General features: G+C 42.9%; 18 protein-coding genes. 16 read left to right on the top strand and 2 right to left on the bottom strand.

What is annotated here, in order from left to right; all coding sequences use genetic code 11:
* Positions 1 to 33 precede the first annotated feature (33 nt).
* Complete coding sequence (locus tag FKQ60_RS12175) at positions 34 to 663, bottom strand: LysE/ArgO family amino acid transporter (RefSeq protein WP_154169220.1); 630 nt, start codon at positions 661 to 663, stop codon at positions 34 to 36.
* Between the two features lie 120 nt (positions 664 to 783).
* Here FKQ60_RS12175 and FKQ60_RS12170 point away from each other — a divergent pair, with 120 nt between their 5' ends.
* From FKQ60_RS12170 to FKQ60_RS12160, 3 genes are all read left to right on the top strand, one after another.
* Positions 784 to 1,680 (top strand): LysR family transcriptional regulator ArgP, encoded by an 897-nt coding sequence (locus FKQ60_RS12170; protein WP_170906570.1) that lies wholly within the window; start codon positions 784 to 786, stop codon positions 1,678 to 1,680.
* 131 nt (positions 1,681 to 1,811) lie between these two features.
* Positions 1,812 to 2,519, top strand: a complete 708-nt coding sequence (locus tag FKQ60_RS12165; protein WP_170906569.1) for an oxidative stress defense protein — start codon at positions 1,812 to 1,814, stop codon at positions 2,517 to 2,519.
* A 127-nt stretch (positions 2,520 to 2,646) separates the two neighbouring features.
* Positions 2,647 to 4,488, top strand: coding sequence for a diguanylate cyclase (locus FKQ60_RS12160; RefSeq protein ID WP_170904733.1), 1,842 nt, complete (start codon positions 2,647 to 2,649; stop codon positions 4,486 to 4,488).
* 106 nt (positions 4,489 to 4,594) lie between these two features.
* Here FKQ60_RS12160 and pykF read toward each other — a convergent pair whose 3' ends face one another.
* Positions 4,595 to 6,007, bottom strand: coding sequence for a pyruvate kinase PykF (pykF, locus tag FKQ60_RS12155; RefSeq protein ID WP_004396037.1), 1,413 nt, complete (start codon positions 6,005 to 6,007; stop codon positions 4,595 to 4,597).
* Between the two features lie 429 nt (positions 6,008 to 6,436).
* On the opposite strand from pykF, the gene FKQ60_RS12150 reads away from it, so the two are divergent.
* The 13 genes from FKQ60_RS12150 to FKQ60_RS12090 form a co-directional block, all read left to right on the top strand.
* Positions 6,437 to 7,198, top strand: a complete 762-nt coding sequence (locus FKQ60_RS12150; protein ID WP_170906568.1) for a DeoR family transcriptional regulator — start codon at positions 6,437 to 6,439, stop codon at positions 7,196 to 7,198.
* Between the two features lie 83 nt (positions 7,199 to 7,281).
* Positions 7,282 to 9,114, top strand: coding sequence for a glutamine--fructose-6-phosphate transaminase (isomerizing) (gene glmS, locus FKQ60_RS12145; RefSeq protein ID WP_154169213.1), 1,833 nt, complete (start codon positions 7,282 to 7,284; stop codon positions 9,112 to 9,114).
* Positions 9,115 to 9,252: 138 nt separating this feature from the next.
* Positions 9,253 to 10,083 (top strand): TnsA endonuclease N-terminal domain-containing protein, encoded by an 831-nt coding sequence (locus FKQ60_RS12140; RefSeq protein ID WP_170906567.1) that lies wholly within the window; start codon positions 9,253 to 9,255, stop codon positions 10,081 to 10,083.
* On the top strand, positions 10,070 to 12,154 hold the full coding sequence (locus tag FKQ60_RS12135; RefSeq protein ID WP_249374293.1) for a transposase: 2,085 nt from the start codon (positions 10,070 to 10,072) through the stop codon (positions 12,152 to 12,154). Before FKQ60_RS12140 ends, FKQ60_RS12135 begins: the two co-directional genes overlap by 14 nt.
* Positions 12,154 to 13,812 (top strand): AAA family ATPase, encoded by a 1,659-nt coding sequence (locus FKQ60_RS12130; protein ID WP_166697017.1) that lies wholly within the window; start codon positions 12,154 to 12,156, stop codon positions 13,810 to 13,812. The genes FKQ60_RS12135 and FKQ60_RS12130 overlap by 1 nt, the downstream gene beginning before the upstream one ends.
* 2 nt (positions 13,813 to 13,814) lie before the next feature.
* Positions 13,815 to 15,329 carry a TnsD family Tn7-like transposition protein gene (locus tag FKQ60_RS12125; RefSeq protein ID WP_170906565.1) on the top strand — a complete coding sequence of 505 codons (1,515 nt, stop codon included), beginning with the start codon at positions 13,815 to 13,817 and terminating at the stop codon, positions 15,327 to 15,329.
* A 9-nt stretch (positions 15,330 to 15,338) separates the two neighbouring features.
* Positions 15,339 to 16,967, top strand: coding sequence for a Tn7-like element transposition protein TnsE (locus FKQ60_RS12120; RefSeq protein WP_170906564.1), 1,629 nt, complete (start codon positions 15,339 to 15,341; stop codon positions 16,965 to 16,967).
* A gap of 249 nt (positions 16,968 to 17,216) precedes the next feature.
* The gene (locus tag FKQ60_RS12115) at positions 17,217 to 18,140 is read left to right on the top strand and encodes a WYL domain-containing protein (protein WP_170906563.1); all 924 of its coding nucleotides are present in this window, start codon (positions 17,217 to 17,219) and stop codon (positions 18,138 to 18,140) included.
* 69 nt (positions 18,141 to 18,209) lie between these two features.
* Complete coding sequence (locus FKQ60_RS12110) at positions 18,210 to 19,793, top strand: type I restriction-modification system subunit M (protein WP_170906562.1); 1,584 nt, start codon at positions 18,210 to 18,212, stop codon at positions 19,791 to 19,793.
* Complete coding sequence (locus FKQ60_RS12105) at positions 19,793 to 20,065, top strand: GIY-YIG nuclease family protein (protein WP_170906561.1); 273 nt, start codon at positions 19,793 to 19,795, stop codon at positions 20,063 to 20,065. The genes FKQ60_RS12110 and FKQ60_RS12105 overlap by 1 nt, the downstream gene beginning before the upstream one ends.
* The gene (locus FKQ60_RS12100) at positions 20,062 to 21,288 is read left to right on the top strand and encodes a restriction endonuclease subunit S (RefSeq protein ID WP_170906560.1); all 1,227 of its coding nucleotides are present in this window, start codon (positions 20,062 to 20,064) and stop codon (positions 21,286 to 21,288) included. Before FKQ60_RS12105 ends, FKQ60_RS12100 begins: the two co-directional genes overlap by 4 nt.
* A gap of 1 nt (position 21,289) precedes the next feature.
* Positions 21,290 to 22,585: an AAA family ATPase gene (locus FKQ60_RS12095; protein WP_032482324.1), complete on the top strand. Its 1,296-nt coding sequence runs from the start codon at positions 21,290 to 21,292 to the stop codon at positions 22,583 to 22,585.
* A partial coding sequence (locus FKQ60_RS12090) for a type I restriction endonuclease (protein WP_249374292.1) occupies positions 22,582 to 23,116 on the top strand: 535 nt, incomplete at its 3' end. The genes FKQ60_RS12095 and FKQ60_RS12090, both read left to right, overlap by 4 nt.

The raw sequence follows: 23,116 nt of genomic DNA, 5'->3' as shown, positions 1-23,116 counted from the left end.
ATAACAACGGAGGCCAAGGCCTCCGTTGTTATTTTAGTTCCAATACTGCTGAAGGTTATTCGCCAATAGAAAAGCAATGGTAAACATCATTGCCGCGATCACCAGATCGATGCCTTTTTTGACGGCGGGTTTGGATAAGGTTGGCCCTAATTTGGCTGCGCCTATCGATAATGAATAAAACCATACGAAGGAAGCGATCATCGTTCCTAAGGCAAATGAAAGCCGATCATGACCTTCAAATTGGCCACCAATCGATCCTAAAATTACCACCGTATCTAAGTATAAATGTGGGTTCAGTACGGTGACCGCTAATGCCCCAAGAATCACCGTTCGTTTACCTCTTGCCGTGATCTCAGAGGAAGACTCTTGTTTTTGCGATGGTTTAAAAGCCGTTTTTAATGCCAATAATCCGTAGCCAGTTAAAAAGGCGATCCCACCTAAAGTAACCGCAATCAATAAACTTTCATTTTGTGACAGCAATGCGCCGCCGCCAAATATTCCCAAGGAGATAAAGATAACATCTAATACGCTACAGATGGTTGCCGTGGTTAGATGGTGATGACGTTTAATGCCTTGGTTTAACACGTAAGCGTTTTGTGCTCCGATGGGGATAATCATCGTTGCCCCGAGTCCGAAGCCTTGTAGCAAAATCCAGAAGTTCACAGTTGTCTCATTAATAGAATGCCAAATAATGGCCGCAAGATACCCAGAGTTATTTGATTAGTATAATTAATAATTTTAATATCAAATAAGTTTGGCTTATTTTCTGTAGGGTGGACAAGAATGCGTGGCTTAGATTACAAATGGATAGAAGCACTGGATGCGGTTTTACAATATGGAGGCTTTGAGCGTGCGGCTGAAAAGCTGTGTATTTCTCAATCTGCTGTTTCGCAGCGTATCAAACAACTGGAGAAATTCATCGCGCAGCCAGCACTGGTGCGTAGCGCCCCGCCGAAGCCGACTCTGATAGGCAAAAAATTGCTTGGCTTGTATCGTCGGGTTCTCTTGCTGGAGCAAGAAACCATGCCAGAGTTATTAAATGATACCTCGGCACGTCCGGTTACCTTATCAATTGCTACCAATGCTGACAGTTTAGCCAGTTGGGTCATTCCAGCTCTACAGCCGATCATGAGTAAAGAAAACGTCGCGTTTCAATTCTCTATTCTTGATGAATCCCGTTCGATAGAAAAAATGAAGAATGGCGAAGTGGTGGGAGCGATCAGTTTAGATGATCAACCGTTACCGGGTTGTCGAGCCGAATACTTGGGCAAAATGGATTACTTATGTGTCGCTAGCCCCAGCTTTATGACGCGCTATTTTTCGAATGGTGTGAATGCGCAAACTCTGCTCCATGCCCCATCGGTATCATTTGATATGCAAGATAGCCAACATAAACAATTTTTAAAACAGCACTTTGCGGTGCAGAGTGAAATGCGGATCAATCATAAAGTCGGCAGTTCAGAGTCTTTCGTTGCCCTTGCAAAAGCGGGGTTGGCTTATTGTTTAATTCCACGTTTACAAATTGCAGAGGAGTTGGCAAAAGGTGAGTTGGTTGAGGTGACGCCTGGGCAAACCGTAACCAATGTGATCTATTGGCATCATTGGCTATTAGAAACGGGAATTTTAGCTCAGCTATCAACAGGGATCGTTAATTATGCGAGGACACATTTGCCACAGTAAGTTTAAGTGAGTTCAATAAGTTAAAACGGTGTCAGTTTATCAGCAATGCCAAGTGAATCACTCTATATTGGTTTATGATGATATAACGAGTTAACGTGATTTATCTATCACAACATTTTCCAACATAAAGGATGAGTAATATGAAATCGCTACGTCAATGGCTTATAGTCTTATGCAGTCTTACGGCGGTGAGTGCGCAAGCTCAGCAAATGAACTTTCCTCATATCGTGACTTCTGGTTATGGTGAAGTCATTGCTCAACCAGACAGAGCGCAGTTTTCCGTTAAGGTGGTTGAAACTACGATGAATGCTGAGCAAGCGAAAGCCACGGTGGATAAAGTGGTCGCGGACTTTGTCGATAGCCTTAAGCAGTCCGGTGTGAAAAGTGAAGATATCTCCAGCTCAAATTTGTATCTCACTCCTCAATATCATTATCCAAAGTCTGGACAGCCTGAGTTAGTTGGCTATCGAGCGCAGAGAAGTGTCACCGTTGAGGTCGAAAAACTCAGTGCTTTGAATCAGTACTTAGACTTAGCGTTGGCTTTGGGCATTAATCAGGTCGATAACGTTCAGCTAAAAGTCAGTGAACAAGCGAAATACCAACAGCAAGCGAGAATGGCAGCGATTGAAGATGCCAAACAAAAAGCCAATTCATTGGCTACTGGGTTTCAAAGTAAGTTGGGTCCAGTATGGCGTATTGAATACAGTTCAATCACTCCTCAGCCGGTGATGATGCGTTCAGTCAGCATGGCCGATAGCGCAGAAGTGAGTCAGAGCTATCAAGATTCAACGATTGTTATCCGTGATCGAGTCGATGTGATTTATAAATTGACCCACTAAATTTGACCTCAAGCGCACTCCGTTGCGTGGGTGCGCTTGAGTGCTATGCGCTAGTTTTTTGTTCAGCAATAAGAAAATGCTGTTATAATGCGCATTCTGAGACGACTGAGTGTATATAATTAGGGCTATGAGATTTTCTAGAGCGATTACTTTTCTTCTCATTGCCTGCGCTTTGACCACCTCAATCATCGTTTTCTATTACGCTCAGCGCCATCAAAAAATTAAACAAAATCATATTAATCACGCCGCTCAGCAAGCACTCCATCAACTCTCTTACGGTGTGAGAGAGTACGCCAATATCCAAGATCAGCTTTTTTCTATCATTCATCTACTCAGTCATAGTCAGACGACCTGCGATTACGCCTTCTCACCTGAGCCGAACAATCAGCGCTTACTCGAAGAAGCGTTTGCGTCCGTTGCTCATTACCAAAAATGGTATAACTCAATCGTCTTTTTTGATAATGAAGGCCAAGCCAATGTCGGGGTGATGTACTCGGCTACAGAGTCGAGCAAAGTGATCAGCCATGCACTGGACAATCAAGCCAGTAGCGAACGACTTGCACTTGCTGAGCAGCTCAGTGACGAGCAAATTGGTATTTGGGGATGGAATGATCACCATCCGATGCCATCGATGCAGCTTATCACGCCCGTTAAGGTATTTGGGCTGCGTTACGGCTATATCATGATGGATATTAATCTTTGGCGTTTAGCAGAGCGAGTCAGTTATAGCTTACAACGCGATTTACAACCCGAAATCGTTACTGATCAAGGGGTTGTCTTGAGCCATAAGTTATCACAACATGCGTTAATGAAGCCTTTTATACTGGAAGATAATCTCGCACACCGTTTTCCGCTGACGTGGCAACGTATGCAGACCGCAAATACGGGGTATCAGCTTGAACAGGGGCATTTAATTGCCTTTGCATCTATTTCATTAACCGATGATCAAGCGATGTATTTGATTGTCCATTTAACTCCGGAAGAATTAGCACAGCGCGCCGAACGTGATTTAAATGACCTAATCAAAGAAGGATTATTTGTATTGCTCATGGTGATGCTTTTCACTTTGCCAACCTTATCGATGGTGTTGCATTACCATCGACGCGATATAGAAAGCAAGCTTGCCCGCGCAGCACTAAATGGCATGACAGCGGTGATGATTGCCGATAAACACCATCAAATCATGATGGTTAATAATGAGTTTGAACGTATGACGGGGTTACCAAAAGCGTGGGCGATCGGCCGTAACGGACTGAAAACCTTGCTTTATCATAACGGCATGCCATTTATATTAAGTGTCTTAGAGCGAATTACCAACGAGCATTATTGGCAAGGGGAAGTCGAGTTCGCTACTGCGCAAGGTGACATGTTGACTACGCTGATGTGCATTCAAGGCATTATAGAGTCAGGGCGAGTGAGTTATTATATTACGTCGATTGTTGATATTACCGAACGTAAGCAATTAGAGAATAAGTTGCGTGAATTAAGTGAGAAAGATAGCCTGACGCAGCTATGGAATCGACGTAAGTTTGAATTAGAGCTCACCCATCAAGTGGAACGTATTCAAGCTGAGGGCGATGCTTATCCCGTCTGTTTGGTGTTATTAGATATTGATTTCTTTAAGCGTGTTAATGATGAACAAGGTCACGATCAGGGCGATCGAGTGATCATCGACGTGGCGCGTTTACTGACGCAACACCTTCGCAGTTATGACTTTATCGCACGAATTGGTGGTGAAGAGTTCGCCGTTATTATGCCCTCAACCCGCATTGAGCAAGCGCAGCAGATTATTGAGCGATTAAGAGGGGCGGTGGAAGCCGAACCGCATTTATCCGTGACCGTCAGTGCTGGCATTACTGACTTAACCCTTGATGCAACGCGTTCCTATAAGTGCGCCGATATCGCTCTGTATGAATCGAAAAAGTCGGGGCGCAATCAGGTGTCGACTTTTTTAAGTCAAGAGAGCTAATCATCGGTTAAGATAATCTTGGTGTCGGTATTAGCGAGATAAAAAAACGGGGCTTTTCAGCCCCGTTTTGCGTTTAGTTGATCACTTTCTCGGTATCGAGCAACGATTATAGAACGTGAACAGAAGCGGTATTGGTTGTACCTGATGCAACCAATGCACCTGAAACCATCACGGCGATGTCGCCTTTCTTACCTAAACCTGATTCTAAAGCAATCTCTTTACCTAGACGGTAGAAATCATCGGTGCTTTCAATCGCATCAACTACAACAGGTGTTACACCTTTAGTCAGAACGAGTTGAGCGGCCGTTTTCTTGTTGGTTGTTACCGCAATGATGTTCGCAGTTGGGAAGTACTTACGCACTGAACGAGCTGATTTACCCGCTTCAGTTGCGACCACGATAAGTGGAGCCGCCAATTTCTCAGCAGTATCTACCGCACCTTTACAAACGGCTTCAGTAATGCGTAGACGTGGGCTGTCTAGACGAGAACCCAACTCCGCTTGTAGAACGCGGTCAGTGCGAGCACAAATTTGCGCCATGATAGTGACCGCTTCAACAGGGTATTTACCTTTTGCTGTTTCGCCAGAAAGCATCACTGCATCTGTACCATCCATTACCGCGTTGGCTACGTCGCCCGCTTCTGCGCGCGTTGGACGTGGGTTCTTGATCATTGAATCAAGCATTTGCGTTGCGGTGATAACCACTTTACGTGCGCGGTTACATTTTTCGATCATCATCTTCTGTGCAAAGATAACTTCTTCAGCAGGGATCTCAACACCTAGGTCGCCACGAGCAACCATGATACCGTCAGAAAGCTCAAGAATTTCGTCGAAGTTATCCACACCTTCTTGGTTTTCAATTTTAGAGATAATTTGGATATCTGCGCCGCCGTTGGCAGTCAGTAATTCGCGAATTTCACGTACATCGTCTGCTTTACGAATAAAAGAAGCTGCAACGAAATCAACGCCTTGCTCACAACCAAATTTAAGGTCTGCTTTATCTTTTTCAGAAAGCGCTGGCAGGTTAACTGAAACGTTAGGTAGGTTAACGCCTTTATTTTCGCCCAGTGCGCCGTTATTAAGGACTTTACATTTTACTTCAGTCTCAGTGGTGGCAATCACTTTCATTTCGATTAGGCCATCATCGACTAAAATAGTGTTGCCTGCGGCAAGATCTTTAGCAAAACCTGCGTAAGTGACAGCAACGATGTCTTTGTTACCGACAACTGAGGTATCAGTAGTAAACGTGAACTCTTGACCAGCAACCAGATCAACATCATCACCATTTTCTAGTTTGATGGTGCGAATTTCAGGACCTTTGGTATCCAATAGAATCGCGAGTTGCTTACCGGTGTTTTCCATTACCTTGCGGAAGTTCGCGATACGTGTACCGTGCTCAACGAAGTCACCGTGAGAGAAGTTAAGACGCATGACGTTCATGCCCGCATTGACTAGCTCAGTCAGTTTTTCTACAGATTCAGTTTTAGGGCCAATCGTACAAACGATTTTGGTCTTTTTCATGGAAAGTGCTCTCCGGTAAATAAATTTAAGATGAATTTAAAGGGTAATGCTTAGCCTTAAAGTGTTCTCGGTAATGGCAAGCGTCTCCGTTTGCCTCTTAGGTTTCACGAGTCTGTTTCACTCTAAAGCTGAAAGTCTTTCAACAGATTTAGTCATTTTATGACTGCTTATCTGAGGTGAAATTTCACAAACAAACCCACAACGTCTACAAATAGCCATTGTGGTTAAAAATTTACGTCAAGTTCTGTAATTTTTTTTCTTTTCGGATGCGAATTCTATCATCTAATGCTGCCAATATCACGATTTAAGACTTGTCTTAGAACAAGGTTTTAGCGCTAATTATTAATTTTTTGTATCGAAATAAATAGACTAAAATGTTTCGAAGTGATTATAATTGATTTCGAATCGAAACTTAAAAAATCAAACCTCATGTCGAAACGAAATACCCAGCTACGAAGACACGCGATCGCCAGTTTAGTCAATCAACAAGGCGAGGTCAGTGTCGAAGCACTTTCTCAGCAGTTTTCCACCTCAGAAGTCACGATTAGAAAGGATCTTGCCTCATTAGAAACCAATGGTCTATTACTTAGGCGTTATGGTGGCGCGATCGCTTTGCCAAAAGAAGTGATGGCAGATGAATTGAATGAAAAAGTTTCGGTTCGAAAGGTGGCGCTAGCCAAACAAGCCGCTAAGCTGATCAGAGATCATAATCGAATTGTGATTGATAGTGGCAGTACCACGGCAGCACTGATCCAGCAGTTGAACGATAAACGTGGTTTGGTGGTTATGACCAATTCATTGCATGTCGCCAATGCCCTCAATGAGCTAGAAAGTGAGCCGACACTACTGATGACCGGTGGCACTTGGGATACTCATTCTGAATCTTTCCAGGGTCAAGTGGCGGAGTCTGTCTTGCGTTCTTACGACTTTGATCAGTTATTTATCGGCGCTGATGGTGTTGATCTTGAACGCGGCACGACCACGTTCAATGAGTTAACCGGGTTAAGCAAAGTGATGGCAGATGTGTCACGTGAAGTGATCGTGATGATTGAATCAGAAAAGATTGGCCGAAAAATCCCCAACTTAGAGCTGGCTTGGGATTGTATTGATGTCTTAGTGACGGACAGCGATCTCAGCGACGCCTATCTCAAACAAATTGAATCGCATCGTGTGCGAGTGATTCGAGCGTAAGCATGATTATCTACTCATCAGTATATGGCTGTTAACGGGCGATCTACTGGTGGAAAAAAGATCGAAATAAATGGAGTGTGAAGATGTGTGGAATTGTTGGCGCGGTTGCGCAGCGTGATGTGGCGGAAATTTTAGTCGAAGGTTTACGTCGTTTGGAATATCGAGGCTATGATTCTGCCGGCGTTGCGGTGGTGGATAGTGAGAATACGCTCACTCGCGTACGTCGCTTAGGAAAAGTGCAAGAATTAGCGGATGCGGTCGAGCAGCAAAAAGTTATTGGCGGTACAGGTATTGCTCATACTCGCTGGGCGACTCATGGTGAACCGTCAGAAATTAATGCTCATCCACATCTCTCGGGCACGATTACCGTGGTCCATAATGGCATTATTGAAAACCACGCATCACTGCGAACCGTATTACAAGACCGTGGCTATGTCTTTGAATCACAAACCGATACCGAGGTTATTGCTCATTTGGTTGAGTGGGAGCGTCGCTCTGCAAGCACTTTGCTTGAAGCGGTACAAAAAACGGTTAAACAGCTGGAAGGCGCGTACGGTACCGTCGTGCTCGATTGTACCGATCCTAGCCGAGTTGTCGTGGCTCGTTCAGGCAGCCCGATTGTGATTGGTTTAGGTGTGGGTGAAAACTTCTTAGCTTCTGATCAATTGGCGTTACTCAATGTGACTCGCCGTTTTATGTTTCTTGAAGAGGGCGATGTTGCTGAAGTGACGCGCCGTGAGGTGAATATTTTTGCTGCCAATGGCGAGCAGGTAATGCGTGAAGTGATTGAGTCGAACGCTGAACACGATGCTGGTGATAAAGGTAAGTTTCGCCACTTTATGCAAAAAGAAATTTTCGAGCAACCCACAGCGTTGATCAATACGATGGAAGGGCGCATCACTCACGATAGCGTGATCACCGAGAGTATTGGTGTCAATGCCGCGGAAATTTTAGCGCAAGTTGAGCACATCCAAATTGTCGCCTGTGGTACGTCGTACAACGCAGGTATGACGGCTCGTTACTGGTTTGAAGCTTTATCCGGCGTGAGCTGCGATGTGGAAATTGCCTCTGAATTTCGCTACCGTAAATTTGTTACTCGCCCCAATAGCCTATTAATCACCTTATCTCAATCAGGCGAAACCGCCGATACACTGGCAGCACTGCGTCTAGCGAAAGAGAAAGGTTACATGGCGGCGATGACGATTTGTAACGTCGCGGGTTCATCTTTAGTGCGCGAGTCTGATTTTGCCTTTATGACTCGTGCCGGAACGGAAATTGGTGTTGCATCAACCAAAGCCTTTACCACTCAGCTCGCCGCTCTACTCATGCTTGTCACTGCATTGGGCAAACAAAAGCAAGTGATAGATCGTGCACTAGAGACGGAGATTGTCCAAGCTCTCCATGCTCTACCAAGACAAATAGAGCAAGCCCTTGGCTGTGAAAAACAGATTGAAGCGATTGCCGAAGAGTTTGCCGATAAACACCACACGCTATTTTTAGGCCGTGGTGAGTTTTACCCTATTGCCGTTGAAGCGTCATTAAAACTCAAAGAAATCTCTTACATTCACGCAGAAGCTTATGCGGCGGGTGAGTTAAAACATGGACCACTCGCACTGATTGATGCTGATATGCCAGTGGTAGTGGTCGCTCCGAGCAACGATCTGCTTGAAAAGCTCAAATCAAACATCGAAGAAGTGCGAGCGCGTGGTGGTTTGTTGTATGTCTTTGCCGATCAAGACGCTGGTTTTGCTGAAGATGCGACGATGAAAATCATCACCATGCCGCCTGTCAGTACCATTACTGCGCCGATCTATTATACGATTCCGATGCAGTTATTGTCTTATCACGTCGCCTTGATCAAAGGAACGGATGTTGATCAGCCACGTAACCTCGCCAAAGCGGTGACGGTGGAATAATCATGCCTCGATGATGCTGAGCTGATGTCGGTGGACAATAAAGATTGATACTAAACAATAAAGTTTGAAACTGAGACATTAAAGTTGAAAACTTTTTAAATCCGGTTAAACTGAATAAAAGTTGACCGGATTTTTGTTATGGCTAAATCAAAGTACGTTTTAACTGAAACGCAAATCATCAAGCGGATTAAAGAGGGTCGCGGTGCTGGTAGGCTTTCTAACTACAAGCCGTGGTTGTATGTTAATGAGGTGCCATCGGAAGGTCGCTCCCAAAGGGTCTTTTCTCATCTTACTGGCCGGATTCATCATGTCTTATCAGATCTTGAATTCGCAGTCTTTCTTTTACTCGATCATAACTCCGCCGTAACTGATATTCGTGAGCAGTTCCCACTTAACCGGGATGATACTTTAAATATTTCTAAAGAAGGCCAACTTTGGCATCCCTCTCAAGGCGGTTCCAATCTAGTCATGTCATCTGATTTTCTGGTCAATTCGACTTCCAAAACTCAGCCTAAATTCGCTATTCAAGCAAAATACTCAAACGCTTTAAAAGATCCGAGAACGGTAGAAAAATTGGAAATTGAGCGCCGGTACTGGCAGCTCAAAAAAATTCCATGGTTTCTCGTAACAGAAAAAGAGATAGATAAAGTAGTCGTAACTAATATTGACTGGCTTTATGGTGTTAAAGGTTATTTTGACGAGCTTGTCACTGATGAGTTGATACTATTGTATGAAAACATGAAAACTTATTTTATTCACCATCCTAATAGAAAAGTGATTGATATTTGTAAGGAATATGACAAGGCATACGGACAGGGTTTAGGTGACTCCTTGTTTGACCTCCGACTGATGTGTGCCGCGAGGTTGATTACGTTTGATATTCGTTATCCTTTTCATAGTTTGAGGGCAGAAGATCTTGCGTTTAGAGGTGTGGCGTTAAATGAAGGATATGTTTATGTGGCAAGTTAATGAAACACTCTCATTTGATGGTAAACCTTACCGCATACTTCTCACGGAAACGAGTTACTTCTATTGGATTGCTCTTGACGAGAACAAAGGCTTACCTGAAAAAATTTACTTTGATGAATGCAACCATTGGGTTGATGAAGGGCGTGTAGAAAGAATTCCTGATCCCTATGCTTATCTACAAGGTGAATCTTGGGCTAAAGAGTCTAGTGTTTATCAGCAAAGCCAAAGTAATTATGAACTGATCAAGCCTATAGTGGAAGGCGAAGAGGCGTTCGATAAGAGAATTCGAGCCAGAAGACTTAACCATGCTATTGCCAGCTCTGATAAAGGCAAATCAACGATCTACCGTTTAGTTAGGCGCTATTGGCAACGTGGGCAGATAAAAAATGCACTTTTGCCTGATTACAAAAACTCTGGCGCAGCTGGAAAAAGAAGAAACTTTTCAACCAGCAAAGCTGGCAGACCAAGGATTTACGGTATCGGCAGCGGAGAGCCTGTAACAGAAAATATTAGAAAACAATTTCGAATCATTTGCGATAAGTATTTGATGAACGATAAGGGCTATTCAATTCGCTACGCATACAACAAGTTTGGCAAAGCGTACAAAGTAAAACATCCTGATGCCGAAGAGCATCAAATACCAACATTTCGACAGTTTCAATACTTTTACAAGACAGAGTATAACAAGGTTACTCTGCTCTGTGTTCAGACGCCTCAAGGCAATTACAACAAAGATGTTAGGCCGCTTCATGGAACTGCAACCGAGCAGGCTTTAGGCCCAGGTAGTCGATACGAAATTGATGCCACCATTGCAGATATATACTTGGTGGATGATAACGACTCGGACAAAGTTATTGGTAGGCCAACGATCTACATGGTTATCGATGTATTTAGTCGCATGGTTGCTGGTTTTTATATTGGTTTCGATAATGCGTCTTATCCCGTTGCAATGAAAGCTTTGATATCCAGCTTTATTAGTAAAGTTGAAGCGTGTGCAAGGTATGGCATCGATATTTCAGAAGAACAGTGGCCATGTGTTGGTATTCCGGATGTGTTACTGGCTGATCGTGGGGAATTAATGAGCCATCAAGCTAACTACTTAGTTGATGCTATTGGAGTTCGACTTGAAAGTGCACCTCCTCGAAGGGGAGATGCCAAAGGTATTGTTGAACGGTCATTTGGGGCTTTTCAGGCCAAATTTAAACCTTATATGCCTGGTGTCGTATCCGGCAATAAGGTTAAAAAGCATGGTGAAAAAGATTATAGAGTAGAAGCTGCGGTAACAATCTCCGATTTTGTTGAAATTATGCTCTATTCCATTCTTGCTCATAATCTGAATAAACCTTTAGAGAAATATGATCGTGCACCAGATATGCCAGAAAGCCTTCCTTCTATCCCAATAGAGCTCTGGCGATGGGGGCTTCAACACCGCACAGGACGGTTAAGAAGCATAGACACTGATCTTGCAAAAATTTTGTTGTTACCTCGCGAAAGGGTCTCCGTTTCTGAATTAGGCGTAAAGCTATGGGGGGTCATTTATTCAGGCAAAGAGGTTCTTCAAACAGGCTGGATGCACCGCTCGTCCAAAGTTTCTAGGCCTAAAGGTCTATATGCTGCCTATGAACTTGGATCTGTTAATCATATTTATCTGTTTCCCGAGGAGGGAAAAAATACTTTTTGGGTTTGTGATATTTCCACAAGAAGTCGTGAATTCAGAGATCTTACTTGGTATCAAGTTTGGGAGCGTCAAGCGGCCCAAAAGCAAGTTTTGGCTGAGGCTAAGTACCAGTATGCACCTGTTGAAAGGGATTTTGATGACCTTCTCGAAAAGAAACTGAAGAAGGCTAAAAAGAATAGTAAAACTAGTACATTGAGCAATGCACAAAAAATAAATGAGATTAAAGCTAATAAGCGGCAATCACGTGAGCAAGAGAGAAAGGAATTAGCAATAAAACCGAATCGGCCTAAACAACAGGAAATGGCAACGGTTGTACCGCTAAAAGGCGAGGAAGAAAACTATCAACTTCCTGATTTTATACCCGAACTATTTGATGATGAGGATGATAGCTGATGAAAAAGGCCGAGAGTCATCGTGTAGTTGCTGTTTATCAAACTGCAAAATTATCAGCCTATCAAGGTAACCCGCTGATAGAGGCGCTTCCCCCTCTAAATAGCTTCCTAAATGACTCAAGTGCGTTGAAGGGCTCACTGCGTTGCACCATTGAAGATATTCATTTAAATGGTGTGGAAAGAGCGCATTGTATTTGTCGTATTATTGATGATTTTTTTCAACCGCTAAGCCAGCACATACAGTTACATGAACGCCTTTCATTAATGATTCGGGGTGGTTATGTAGGAAGAAACCCAGAGACAGGCGATTGGGCAAAGCACATCCAAAACGGTTATGAACGTGTCATATCTGGTGACTTAAAGGCGATAAAATTCACCGATGTTAATTCAACAGCGCAAAGCATGACTTTAATAGGCTGTAGTGGTAATGGCAAAACAACTGCGATGAAACAGCTTTTATCACTATATCCACAAGTGATTTATCACCCAGATAGAAATTTTGAACAAGTTGTATACCTAAAAATTGATTGTTCCCATGATGGTTCGTTGAAAGAATTGTGCTTGAACTTTTTTCGAGCGATGGATCGAGCGCTAGGGACTACCAACTATCAAAAGCAATATTCAACGAGCAAAAGGCCCAGTATTGAAACGCTTTTGGCAGCAATGGCGCAAGTGGCAAATTCTCATGCGGTAGGCGTTCTTATTATCGATGAAATACAGCACCTTAGTCGTTCGCGTTCTGGTGGTTCTGAAAAAATGCTCAATTTCTTTGTGACGTTGGTAAATACTATTGGTCTTCCAGTTATTTTAGTGGGGACACCACGTGCGCGAGAAATATTTGAAGCTGACATGAGATCTGCAAGACGAGGATCTGGTCTTGGCGCTATTTTTTGGGACCCTATGGAAGAGGGGCGGGAATGGAAAGCGCTTACTGATAAGTTATGGTCACTCCAATGGTTGCAAAAGCGCGATGAAGTGCTATCGGACGAAATTAGAGCGTTATGGTATGACCTTAGCCAAGGTGTTTTAGACATTGTGGTAAAACTATTTGTGTTGTGCCAGTTGCGAGCAATTGCCACAAGAGTGGAAAGAATTACGCCAAAATTAATGCAACAGGTTTATCAAGATGAATTAAAACCTGTTCACCCAATGCTGGCGGCCCTGCGCTCTGGTGATGTCGAAGAAATGATTAAGTTTTCAGATCTTAAACTGAGTGATACCGATAAAAAAATATTGGAACTACGACAACGTGTTGCGGAATCGGCTCAACAGACACCTGAAGAGTTTGCATATCAACAGTTAAGAACGGATGAAGAGCGCCGTGTATATATGGCCTTAAAAGACGAGTTTGACTCAACGCTTTTAGCGCCCGTAATACGACAGCTATTTGACCAAAATCCTGAATTGACATGGATTGGCTTACTGCCAATGGTCAATGATCAACTAACTAAGTCTGAACAATTACAGCCTAAAAAAGAAGCTAAACCTAACAAGGGGGCAAGAGCATCGTCAATTAAACGGGCTCAGTGGCATACACTTGATAGTGATGACTTGAGGTTTGTTTACTCTCAATCCGATTCTGACACCGAAATGTACTCAGCAATGTCAAAATCGGGTCTAGTGTTAAATATCCAGTCATTGTTAGAAAAGGCTGGATAGAATTGCGCAATTTTCCAGTGCCTTATCCTGATGAACTGATTTATAGCTTAGTCGCTAGGGCTGGGGTTCGTAGTGCTATTACAAGCTCTAAACAGCTACTCGATGAAGTGTTTGGCGATCGGAAGGTGGTTGCCACGACAGACTTACCGAGTCATTTGTCGGCGCTATCTAAGCTGCTAGTCAATACCGGAAAGTACGATGTTTCGCAACTTATCTATGAGCACACAATGTTTCCCATCTACGCTCCCTTTGTAAATGAAAACATAAGGTCGCGTGCGATGGCTAGAATGGAAAAACGCTCACAAGGTTCCGTTCATTTAATGTTAGGTGCGTCAGCATCCATTGTTAAAATGTCCGATGCTTTGCGTGCTTGTCCTGTATGTGTTGCAGAGCAAGAGCAAAAATATGGCGAAAGCTATTGGTCTAGATTGTGGTTTCTGCCATCTTTACCTTACTGCCTTGAACATGGTTTTTTGAACCAGTCGTCAGTCTCATATCATGATAATAGACATACGTATCATGCATGTAGCCGAGTGCAATGCCATTCATATCAACCTTGCGAAAACACTAAAACAGCTCAGATGCGCTATTTAGCTCAAAAAGCGCAAGAGCTGTTGCACTTACCAAGTCAAGATTCCCCGACTAATGAGCAATGGGGGCGCTTTTATAATTATTTAGCGCATGACTTCGGTTGTGGTAAAGGTGCTAAGCAAGTTTCACACGAAAAAGTAGCAGACCTTGTTGTAAGCAAGATTGCCATTCCAGAGTTGAGTTTTGGTTTGGATAAGGAAACTAATTGGCTACGCACAATATTTCGTCATCATCGTAAAGCGTTCAGTTACTTGCAACACTTAACAATTTGGTCAGCTTTTGTTCCTGAAATGACGGTGAGTGAAATCATTAAAGAAGTTAAAACAAAAGGGAAAGTAAGTGAAGCTGTGCCGAAATGTTACTTTCAGCCAGGGCCAAAAGACTTTGAAGATAAGCGTGAAAGGTGGATAAACTTAATTAGTACCACATCGATTAAGAAGGCTCGCTCTCTTCTAGGTGGCGGAGCACTATATGCTTGGCTGCATCGAAATGATAGAGATTGGTTATTGGCCTTTAATCGACAAAAACATACGCAATTGCCAGCAAGAAAGAACAGAGTTGATTGGGGCGCAAGAGATCGGGCTTTGACTAAGCAGCTGCTTAGAGTGCTTGGGCGTTTGGATGCTGTCGTCGAAGGGCCTAGAAGGTCGCAGAACTATTTGCTTAAACAATTAAAGCACTCCAATTCGGTAGGTAAGAAATTATATTTATTGCCAATTTTGGCAAGTGCTTTAAATCGATATCAAGAAAGTGTTGTTGAATTTCAGGCGCGACGGCTTGGCATGACAGTAATAGCGCAGGTAAAAGCAGCGGAAGGGTTGAGTCGTTGGCAATTGATGCGTTCAGCAAATCTTCCTAAAGAGAGAATATTGCCGATTGTAGATAATCTTCTCGAATGGATTGTTACGGAATCAAACATCAAATAAGGAAGAGCTGTGGGAGCTAGATTTTACAAATGTGATGATGATGTTCGCATCGTACATATAGGGAAAGTGTTGCTGCGAACCAGCGATTCATCCTACCGTCCTTCAATCGAAGTGTGGTGCTACCCACCACAGCAAAAAAACGGTTTTCATGCGACGGCATTTTCCAATGTACCAGCTTTGTACCGAGGTAAAATCATAAACCAGAGGGCATTGACTGAACACCACTTCAAAAGTGGCGAACATAGGTTTAGCGTTAATGATAATCTTAGAAAAAGCACGTTAGCCGAATTTCCAGATCTAACTAATGTAGCCTCTGTTAGAAACAAAGAATCAGAGCAAAGTGCATTTGTAGTAGATAGAGTTAATACGCCAAAACTGGTTATTCCACAGCTTGAGTTGGCTAGGGTATTGTTTTATGCCAGCTCATACTTATCGCGAGCGTCGCTGATGTCTTCACGATTGTTAACGGACTTTAGGGTAGACGTTAACTTCCAGCGTGACTACGCCAACATTGAAGTGCTTCATACTTCAAACTTCCCTCCTTCAGCATTCAACGATTCTGCCACACGAGCAATGTTAAGCTGGTTGCTAATTGATAAAAATGCTAAACGTTCATTTGAATCTATTTTTAGGTACTTCAGCACCGAGAACCACCTAGATGTATCGTCTGGTTACAAGCGATGGTTGTTTCATTTTGATCCACCGCAAATGTCAGGGTGGTCTTTTTCTTATGACGGTAGGCTCGACTCAAGTGGTAGATACTTTTTAGTTGAAAAGATCACGGATATTGAAATTAATGCGCAGATGCCTTCTAGGATCTACTTCCATAACCCGTCTTTTACACATTCAGATGAGAGCCAGCAACCAACAATTGGTGGAAAAGGACCTAGACCATATGAACTACCTGAAGATCATGTTATCGATGATGACAGAGACGCTTCTGATTCTAACCAAGCATTTTTGCTTGGGGAAAATACCTGCTCATTAAAATTTAAGAACCGATTTTCAACCGCAAAAGTCACTACGCCAAAAAGGAGCCATAGGCCAGACTCGAATCAAGAACCACCTAAGAAAGCAGGTGATACGGTAAGTACAAATGAACCTGGCCAGGATGGTGAAATACCTGCTGCCGATATGGGAGGTGGAATGCAAGATTGCACTGATCAATCTGAGGAGTATGCTTCTCGATTTACTGCTTTTAACATGATGGTGCAGATGTTAGAGGAAAAATATGCCTGCACAATTATTGATTCCTACACACATGAGTTAGATCAAGTAGGTCGTAGTAAATGCCATTTGATTGATTCAGGAGCGAAAAGAACTATTCGCTGCGTTGAAGTAGAACTAAATGGCCAGGTGAATTACTTACTCGAAGTGGATGTAACTGGGCTGAGTAAGTGGCTCTCTACGAAATGCATTAGACAGACTGATACACGGAATTGGAAAGAACAATTTTATCGAATCAAAAAAGGGGTAGTAGCAAACTCACTTAGTTGGCCTACGCAAGAAATGGATGCCATGTTTGGCTTCAAAAAACATATTGGCATATCTCATCCAAAATCTGTTGAAGGTCACGATACAGGGATTCCAACAGAATCAATCTTAGATTGGGCAGGAAGGGTTGCAGAAAAGCTTTAGCAACTATGGTTTTGATGTTAGCTTGTCTACAAAATAATTTGTGATAGGATGATACCTAATAAAATTAATTAGGTTGAAGCCTATTCAGTGTTTTATGACCATCTGTCCAGCTTCAACCAGTAGAGATTGATTAGTCATTGCGGATAAAGAGCAGCTTTACACCATGCCTTTCAATGTGATTACGCGATGTATGACGGTACTTTATAAACAGAGTTTTAAGAAACTGGTTGAATTGGATAAACAAGACGCATGACAAATGATGGTCTGAAACAAACGGCAGTGGCGAAGTCAGATACGCTTTCGCAGATAGCGCAGTTGCCACAAGCAACCAGGGATCGTATTGCCCACATCGATTTCACCTTATTGTTTAAGGGCGAAGCGGTGCGGGCGGATTTAGTTGATCGCTTCAGCATTGCCGCTGCACAAGCAACGAAAGACTTCACAATGTACCGAGAGCTTGCACCAGGCAACATTGAGTATGACCAAAAGCTCAAATTGCATAAGCGTGGTGAAGCTTTTGCCCCATTGTTCGAGTACGACGTTGTGAGAACTCTGGCAACCATTAGCCAAGGGTACGGAGATGGCTTCACTGGAAAGGTAAAACCACCCCTTGCTTGTGAAGCGCCTTATCACCTTAACAAGCCGAGTTTATCGATAGTGGCGAAAGTCACCGAGGCCATACACAAAGGCAAAGCCTTGAGTATCACCTATGTGTCGTTATCGAGCGGTGAAACAACGCGTGAAATTGTACCGCATACGCTGGTGGACAATGGCCTGCGTTGGCACGTTCGTGGTTTTGATCGCAAGCATAATGAGTTCCGTGACTTTGTACTGACCCGAATTAAAGCAGCGGTTGTACTTGAAGACTCCACTTTATCTGAAACCGAGATCGAAACCCAAGACCGGCAATGGAACCGCTTTGTTGAGCTGGCGTTAGTGCCACACCCACGCATAGAGTACAGCGAAGCGATTGAACTGGACTATGGCATGACGGGTGGCGTTCTAAAGGTTGAGATTAGGGCTGCAACCGCTGGGTATTTGCTTCGCCAATGGCATGTAGATTGTTCCAAAGCACACAGCCTTCAAGGCACTGAATACCAACTTTGGTTAAAGAATACTCCGACACTCTACGGGGTCGGAAATTTGAATTTAGCTCCAGGGTTTAACCAATGATGTTCGACGACAGTGAACATTGCGTAACCCATAAACGAATTATGACGAATTAAAAACAGGAATTAACAGATGACCCAATCACAACAAAGTGCTGCACAACAACGTGCCGAACTTCAACGCCAAATATGGGCGATAGCCAACGATGTTCGAGGCTCAGTGGATGGTTGGGATTTTAAACAATATGTACTGGGTACGCTGTTCTACCGTTTTATCAGTGAAAACTTTGTCAACTACATCACAGGCGGCGATGAGAGTGTTAACTATGCCGCCATGTCTGACGATGATGAAAACATCAAGTTTGCTAAAGAAGATGCCATTAAAACCAAAGGCTATTTTCTTTACCCTAGCCAGTTGTTCAGCAATGTGGCGGCCAATGCGCACAAGAATGAAAATTTAAATACGGATTTGGCAGCAATTTTTGCGGCAATCGAAAACTCAGCCAACGGCTATGATTCAGAAAAAGACATCAAAGGCTTGTTTGCGGATTTTGATACCACCAGTAATCGTCTGGGTAATACGGTAGAGGCAAAAAACAAACGCTTGGCAGCTGTGTTAAAAGGGGTGGCAGGTTTAACCTTCGGTAATTTTGAAGACAACCAAATTGATTTATTCGGTGATGCCTACGAGTTCCTGATTTCAAACTATGCCGCGAATGCGGGTAAATCCGGTGGCGAATTTTTCACCCCTCAGCACGTTTCAAAATTGATCGCACAGCTCGCCATGCACGGCCAGACCAGTGTCAATAAAATCTATGACCCTGCGGCGGGTTCGGGCTCGTTGCTGTTACAAGCTAAAAAGCACTTCGATGCGCATATCATTGAAGATGGTTTTTTTGGTCAAGAGCTCAACCACACCACCTACAACTTGGCGCGTATGAATATGTTTTTGCACAACATTAACTACGACAAGTTTAATATTCAGTTGGGTGATACCTTAACCGAACCGCACTTTTTAGACGACAAGCCGTTTGATGCGATTGTCTCTAACCCGCCTTATTCAGTGAAATGGATTGGTAGTGACGACCCAACCCTAATCAACGACGACCGCTTTGCGCCCGCTGGCGTACTTGCGCCTAAATCAAAAGCCGACTTTGCCTTTGTGCTGCATGCTCTAAGTTACCTATCAAGTAAAGGCCGTGCTGCCATTGTCTGCTTCCCCGGTATTTTTTACCGTGGTGGTGCTGAGCAAAAAATTCGCCAGTACCTTATTGATAACAACTACGTTGAAACGGTGATTTCACTGGCACCTAACCTGTTTTTTGGCACCACTATTGCGGTGAATATTTTAGTGCTGTCGAAACACAAAACCGATACTACCACCCAGTTTATCGATGCAAGCGGTTTGTTTAAAAAAGAAACCAATAACAACGTGCTAACTGAACAACACATCGAAGACATCATCAAAGTGTTTGCCAGCAAAGAGAACGTTGATCACTTTGCTAAATCGGTTGATTTGGACGTCATAGCAGGCAATAGCTACAATCTTTCGGTAAGCAGTTATGTAGAAGCTAAGGATAATCGCGTAGTCACAAACATTACGGAACTCAATCGTGATCTAAAAACCACTGTTGCAAAAATCGATAAGCTTCGCATTGATATTGACGCCATTATCGCGGAAATTGACCTGCCTGCCGGCAGGCAGGAGGTGAGGTAATGTTTTACACCTATGTATTACTTTGTGATAACGGAGCCTTCTACAAGGGCTTTACCAATAACCTTGAGAAGCGTTATCAACAACACTTGATTGGCAAAGGCGCAGACTACACGGCTAAACATAAACCTATAAAAATTGCATATTACGAAATTTTCAATACCAAAGAAGAAGCTGTGGCAAGGGAAAAATATTTCAAGTCTGGTATTGGCCGTGAATGGTTGAAAAAGCACATTGAAGGCCTGCCTGCCGGCAGGCAGGAGCTTGAAGCATGAGTCATTTGAACTATTTAGAGAAACTGCTGGACCTGTCTGCCGATCAGGCAGGTGGGGTTGAGCTTAAAGAATTAGTTTTAGGGGATGTAACACAATACGAACAGCCGACAAAATATCTCGTAAAAACAAAAAACTATGATGATTCGTTTGAGGTCCCTGTATTAACTGCGGGCAAGACTTTTATTTTAGGTTATACGGACGAAATAGACGGGATAAATCGAGCTTCAGAAAATCCTGTAATCATTTTTGATGACTTCACTACTGCTAATAAATGGGTTGATTTCGACTTTAAAGCTAAATCCTCAGCAATGAAAATGATTAAATCTAGTGATGAGTCGAAGTTCATGCTGAAGTACGTATATTATTGGATGAATACGCTACCGAGTGACTTGATTGAAGGTGATCATAAACGGCAATGGATTAGTAATTACTGTGCTAAAAAAATCCCCATCCCATGCCCAGATAACCCAGAAAAATCGCTGGCAATACAAGCTGAAATTGTACGCATTCTGGACGCATTTACCGCCATGACCGCCGAGCTGACCGCCGAGCTTAACATGCGCAAAAAACAATACAACTACTACCGCGACCAGTTGCTAAGTTTTGAAGAAGGTGAAGTTGAGTGGAAGACGTTGGGGGATGAAAATTTCTTTGAAGTTGGCTCTGGTGGTACACCGTCGAAGTCGAAGCCAGAGTATTGGGATGACGGAAACATCCCTTGGCTAAAATCTGAGTCTTGCAACAACGAGCCAGTTTATTTTGCCAATAATTTTATAACTGAACTTGGGCTATCAAAGTCAAGCGCGAAATTATTGCAGAAAAAAACCACCTTGATTGCACTTGTAGGCGCAACCATTTTCAAAACTGCGTTTTTGGAATTCCCGGCTGCAACAAATCAAAATATTGCCAGCATTAAGTCAAAAAAACCTGAAGCTGTGAGTGACAAATTTGTTTTTTACTACATAACAAATTTATACGAAGTGCTTAAATCTGAAATGCGTAACTACGGAATGCTTAATCTGACAACATTAAGGCAGTTTAGAATTCCCATTCCACATCCAGAAGAGCAAGCCCGCATCGTCGCCATCCTCGACAAATTCGACGCGCTAACCAACTCCATCACGGAAGGCCTTCCCCGCGAAATCGAACTGCGCCAGAAGCAATACGAGTATTATCGTGACCTGTTGTTGAGCTTCCCTAAACCTGAAGAGGCGGCAGCTTAATATGGGTAAGGAACTAAAGGAAATAGCTAAAGAATTAATCAGCAAGAATAAAAAGGTACAGTTAATCTATGCCTTTAATGGCACAGGGAAAACTCGATTGTCACGAGCATTTAAGGAGGAAATTGTTCCTTCTAAAGAAGACGATGGTACTGACGGAGACGCTGGGCAATCGCGTGAAAAGTTCCTGTATTACAACGCCTTTACAGAAGACTTGTTTTACTGGGACAACGATTTAAAAGAAGATTCGAACCCAAAGTTAAAAATACAACCAAATACTTTTACGGGCTGGTTGATAGATTTGTTAAAAGAGTTAGGTGAAGACGGTAACATCGTTACAAACTTTCAACGTTATACGGGTAGCAAAGCTACCCCAATTTTTAATGAAAAATACAAAGCTAAAATTGATGAAAAAGAAGTAACGGTTCCTGCATTTTCTGAGGTCACTTTTCAAGTAGCCGCGAATGAACCAGTTGACTATGAGGCTGCTGTTGCTGCGTCTGATGGTGTCGAAAATGTCGTTCAGGGTAAATACGAAGTAATAAAAATTTCAAAAGGTGAGGAAAGCAACTTTGTTTGGAGTGTTATGTATACCCTTTTACAACAAGTTATTTCCACCCTTAATGAACAAGATGCTACCAATAGAATTACTCGTAAGTTTGATGCCTTAGAATACGTATTTATTGATGATCCAGTGAGTTCATTGGATGATACCCACCTTATTGAACTGGCCGTTGATTTAGCTGACTTAATCAAAAGAAGCTATTACTTTGAAGGCCGCGGTCTCAGATTCGTCATCACTACTCATAGCCCATTGTTTTATAATGTTTTACACAATGAGTTAAATAACGACCTTAAAAACCCAGCAGAAGGTAAAAGCCCAACGTGGTTGTATAAACGCGATCAATCAGAAAAGCATCGGCTTGTTAAAAATATTGACGAAACTTTCGAACTGTTCAGTTCGAATGATCACCCCTTTTCGTATCATCTATTCTTATTATCTGAAATTCGTGAAGCTATTAAAAATAAACAAGTCAGAAAGTATCACTTTTCATTCATGAGAAATATTTTAGAAAAAACCGCTACTTTCCTTGGGTATCCGCGCTGGGAAGATCTTTTGATAAAAACCGCTGATGGCTCACCTGATCCATTTTCAAACAGAATTCTTAACTTGGCCAGCCACTCTGCACATGCTGGGGAAGAAATTACAGATATTGAAGAAAAAGATAAGGAAAATCTTGAAGCTTTAGTCAATCACTTGTTTAGAACATATGGCTTCAAGAAGCAGGAGTTACAATGACCAGCTATAAAAGTATTGCAGAATCGAATAACTTTATTGTTTTAGATAAATACACACGCCAAGACCAAATTGCTGAGGGCTACCAGAGCGAAGGTGATTTAGAGCGTGAACTGATTCAAGACTTAGCTAATCAGGGCTATGAGTATTTACCTGCGCTAACCACGCCCGATGCCATGATGGTGAATGTGCGTAAACAATTACAAGCCCTCAATAAGGTCGAGTTTACTGATGCCGAGTGGGGTCGCTTTTGCGAGCAATACTTAAACACCCCAAGCGACAATAATCTTGATAAAACCCGTAAGGTGCACAGTGACTATATCTTCGATTTTGTCTTTGATGATGGCCATATAGAAAATATCTACTTGTTCGACAAGAAGACCATTGCTCGTAACAAAGTGCAGGTCATTAAGCAGTTTGAGCAAACGGGAAGCCATGCCAACCGTTACGATGTGACGATTTTGGTCAATGGTTTGCCTTTGGTGCAAATTGAACTGAAAAAGCGTGGTGTGGCTATTCGTGAGGCGTTTAACC

Source organism: Vibrio sp. A11 (assembly GCF_013048705.1).
Taxonomy (GTDB): Bacteria; Pseudomonadota; Gammaproteobacteria; order Enterobacterales; family Vibrionaceae; genus Vibrio; species Vibrio metschnikovii.
This window is presented reverse-complemented; position numbering and strand designations above follow the sequence as displayed.

Coding starts and splice junctions, on each gene's coding strand:
- glmS (WP_154169213.1), top strand. CDS start 7,282: ATGTGTGGAATTGTTGGCGCGGTTGCGCAGCGTGATGTGGCGGAAATT.
- FKQ60_RS12115 (WP_170906563.1), top strand. CDS start 17,217: ATGACAAATGATGGTCTGAAACAAACGGCAGTGGCGAAGTCAGATACG.
- FKQ60_RS12100 (WP_170906560.1), top strand. CDS start 20,062: ATGAGTCATTTGAACTATTTAGAGAAACTGCTGGACCTGTCTGCCGAT.
- FKQ60_RS12135 (WP_249374293.1), top strand. CDS start 10,070: ATGTGGCAAGTTAATGAAACACTCTCATTTGATGGTAAACCTTACCGC.
- FKQ60_RS12160 (WP_170904733.1), top strand. CDS start 2,647: ATGAGATTTTCTAGAGCGATTACTTTTCTTCTCATTGCCTGCGCTTTG.
- FKQ60_RS12150 (WP_170906568.1), top strand. CDS start 6,437: ATGTCGAAACGAAATACCCAGCTACGAAGACACGCGATCGCCAGTTTA.
- FKQ60_RS12170 (WP_170906570.1), top strand. CDS start 784: ATGCGTGGCTTAGATTACAAATGGATAGAAGCACTGGATGCGGTTTTA.
- pykF (WP_004396037.1), bottom strand. CDS start 6,007: ATGAAAAAGACCAAAATCGTTTGTACGATTGGCCCTAAAACTGAATCT.
- FKQ60_RS12165 (WP_170906569.1), top strand. CDS start 1,812: ATGAGTAATATGAAATCGCTACGTCAATGGCTTATAGTCTTATGCAGT.
- FKQ60_RS12095 (WP_032482324.1), top strand. CDS start 21,290: ATGGGTAAGGAACTAAAGGAAATAGCTAAAGAATTAATCAGCAAGAAT.
- FKQ60_RS12105 (WP_170906561.1), top strand. CDS start 19,793: ATGTTTTACACCTATGTATTACTTTGTGATAACGGAGCCTTCTACAAG.
- FKQ60_RS12130 (WP_166697017.1), top strand. CDS start 12,154: ATGAAAAAGGCCGAGAGTCATCGTGTAGTTGCTGTTTATCAAACTGCA.
- FKQ60_RS12110 (WP_170906562.1), top strand. CDS start 18,210: ATGACCCAATCACAACAAAGTGCTGCACAACAACGTGCCGAACTTCAA.
- FKQ60_RS12140 (WP_170906567.1), top strand. CDS start 9,253: ATGGCTAAATCAAAGTACGTTTTAACTGAAACGCAAATCATCAAGCGG.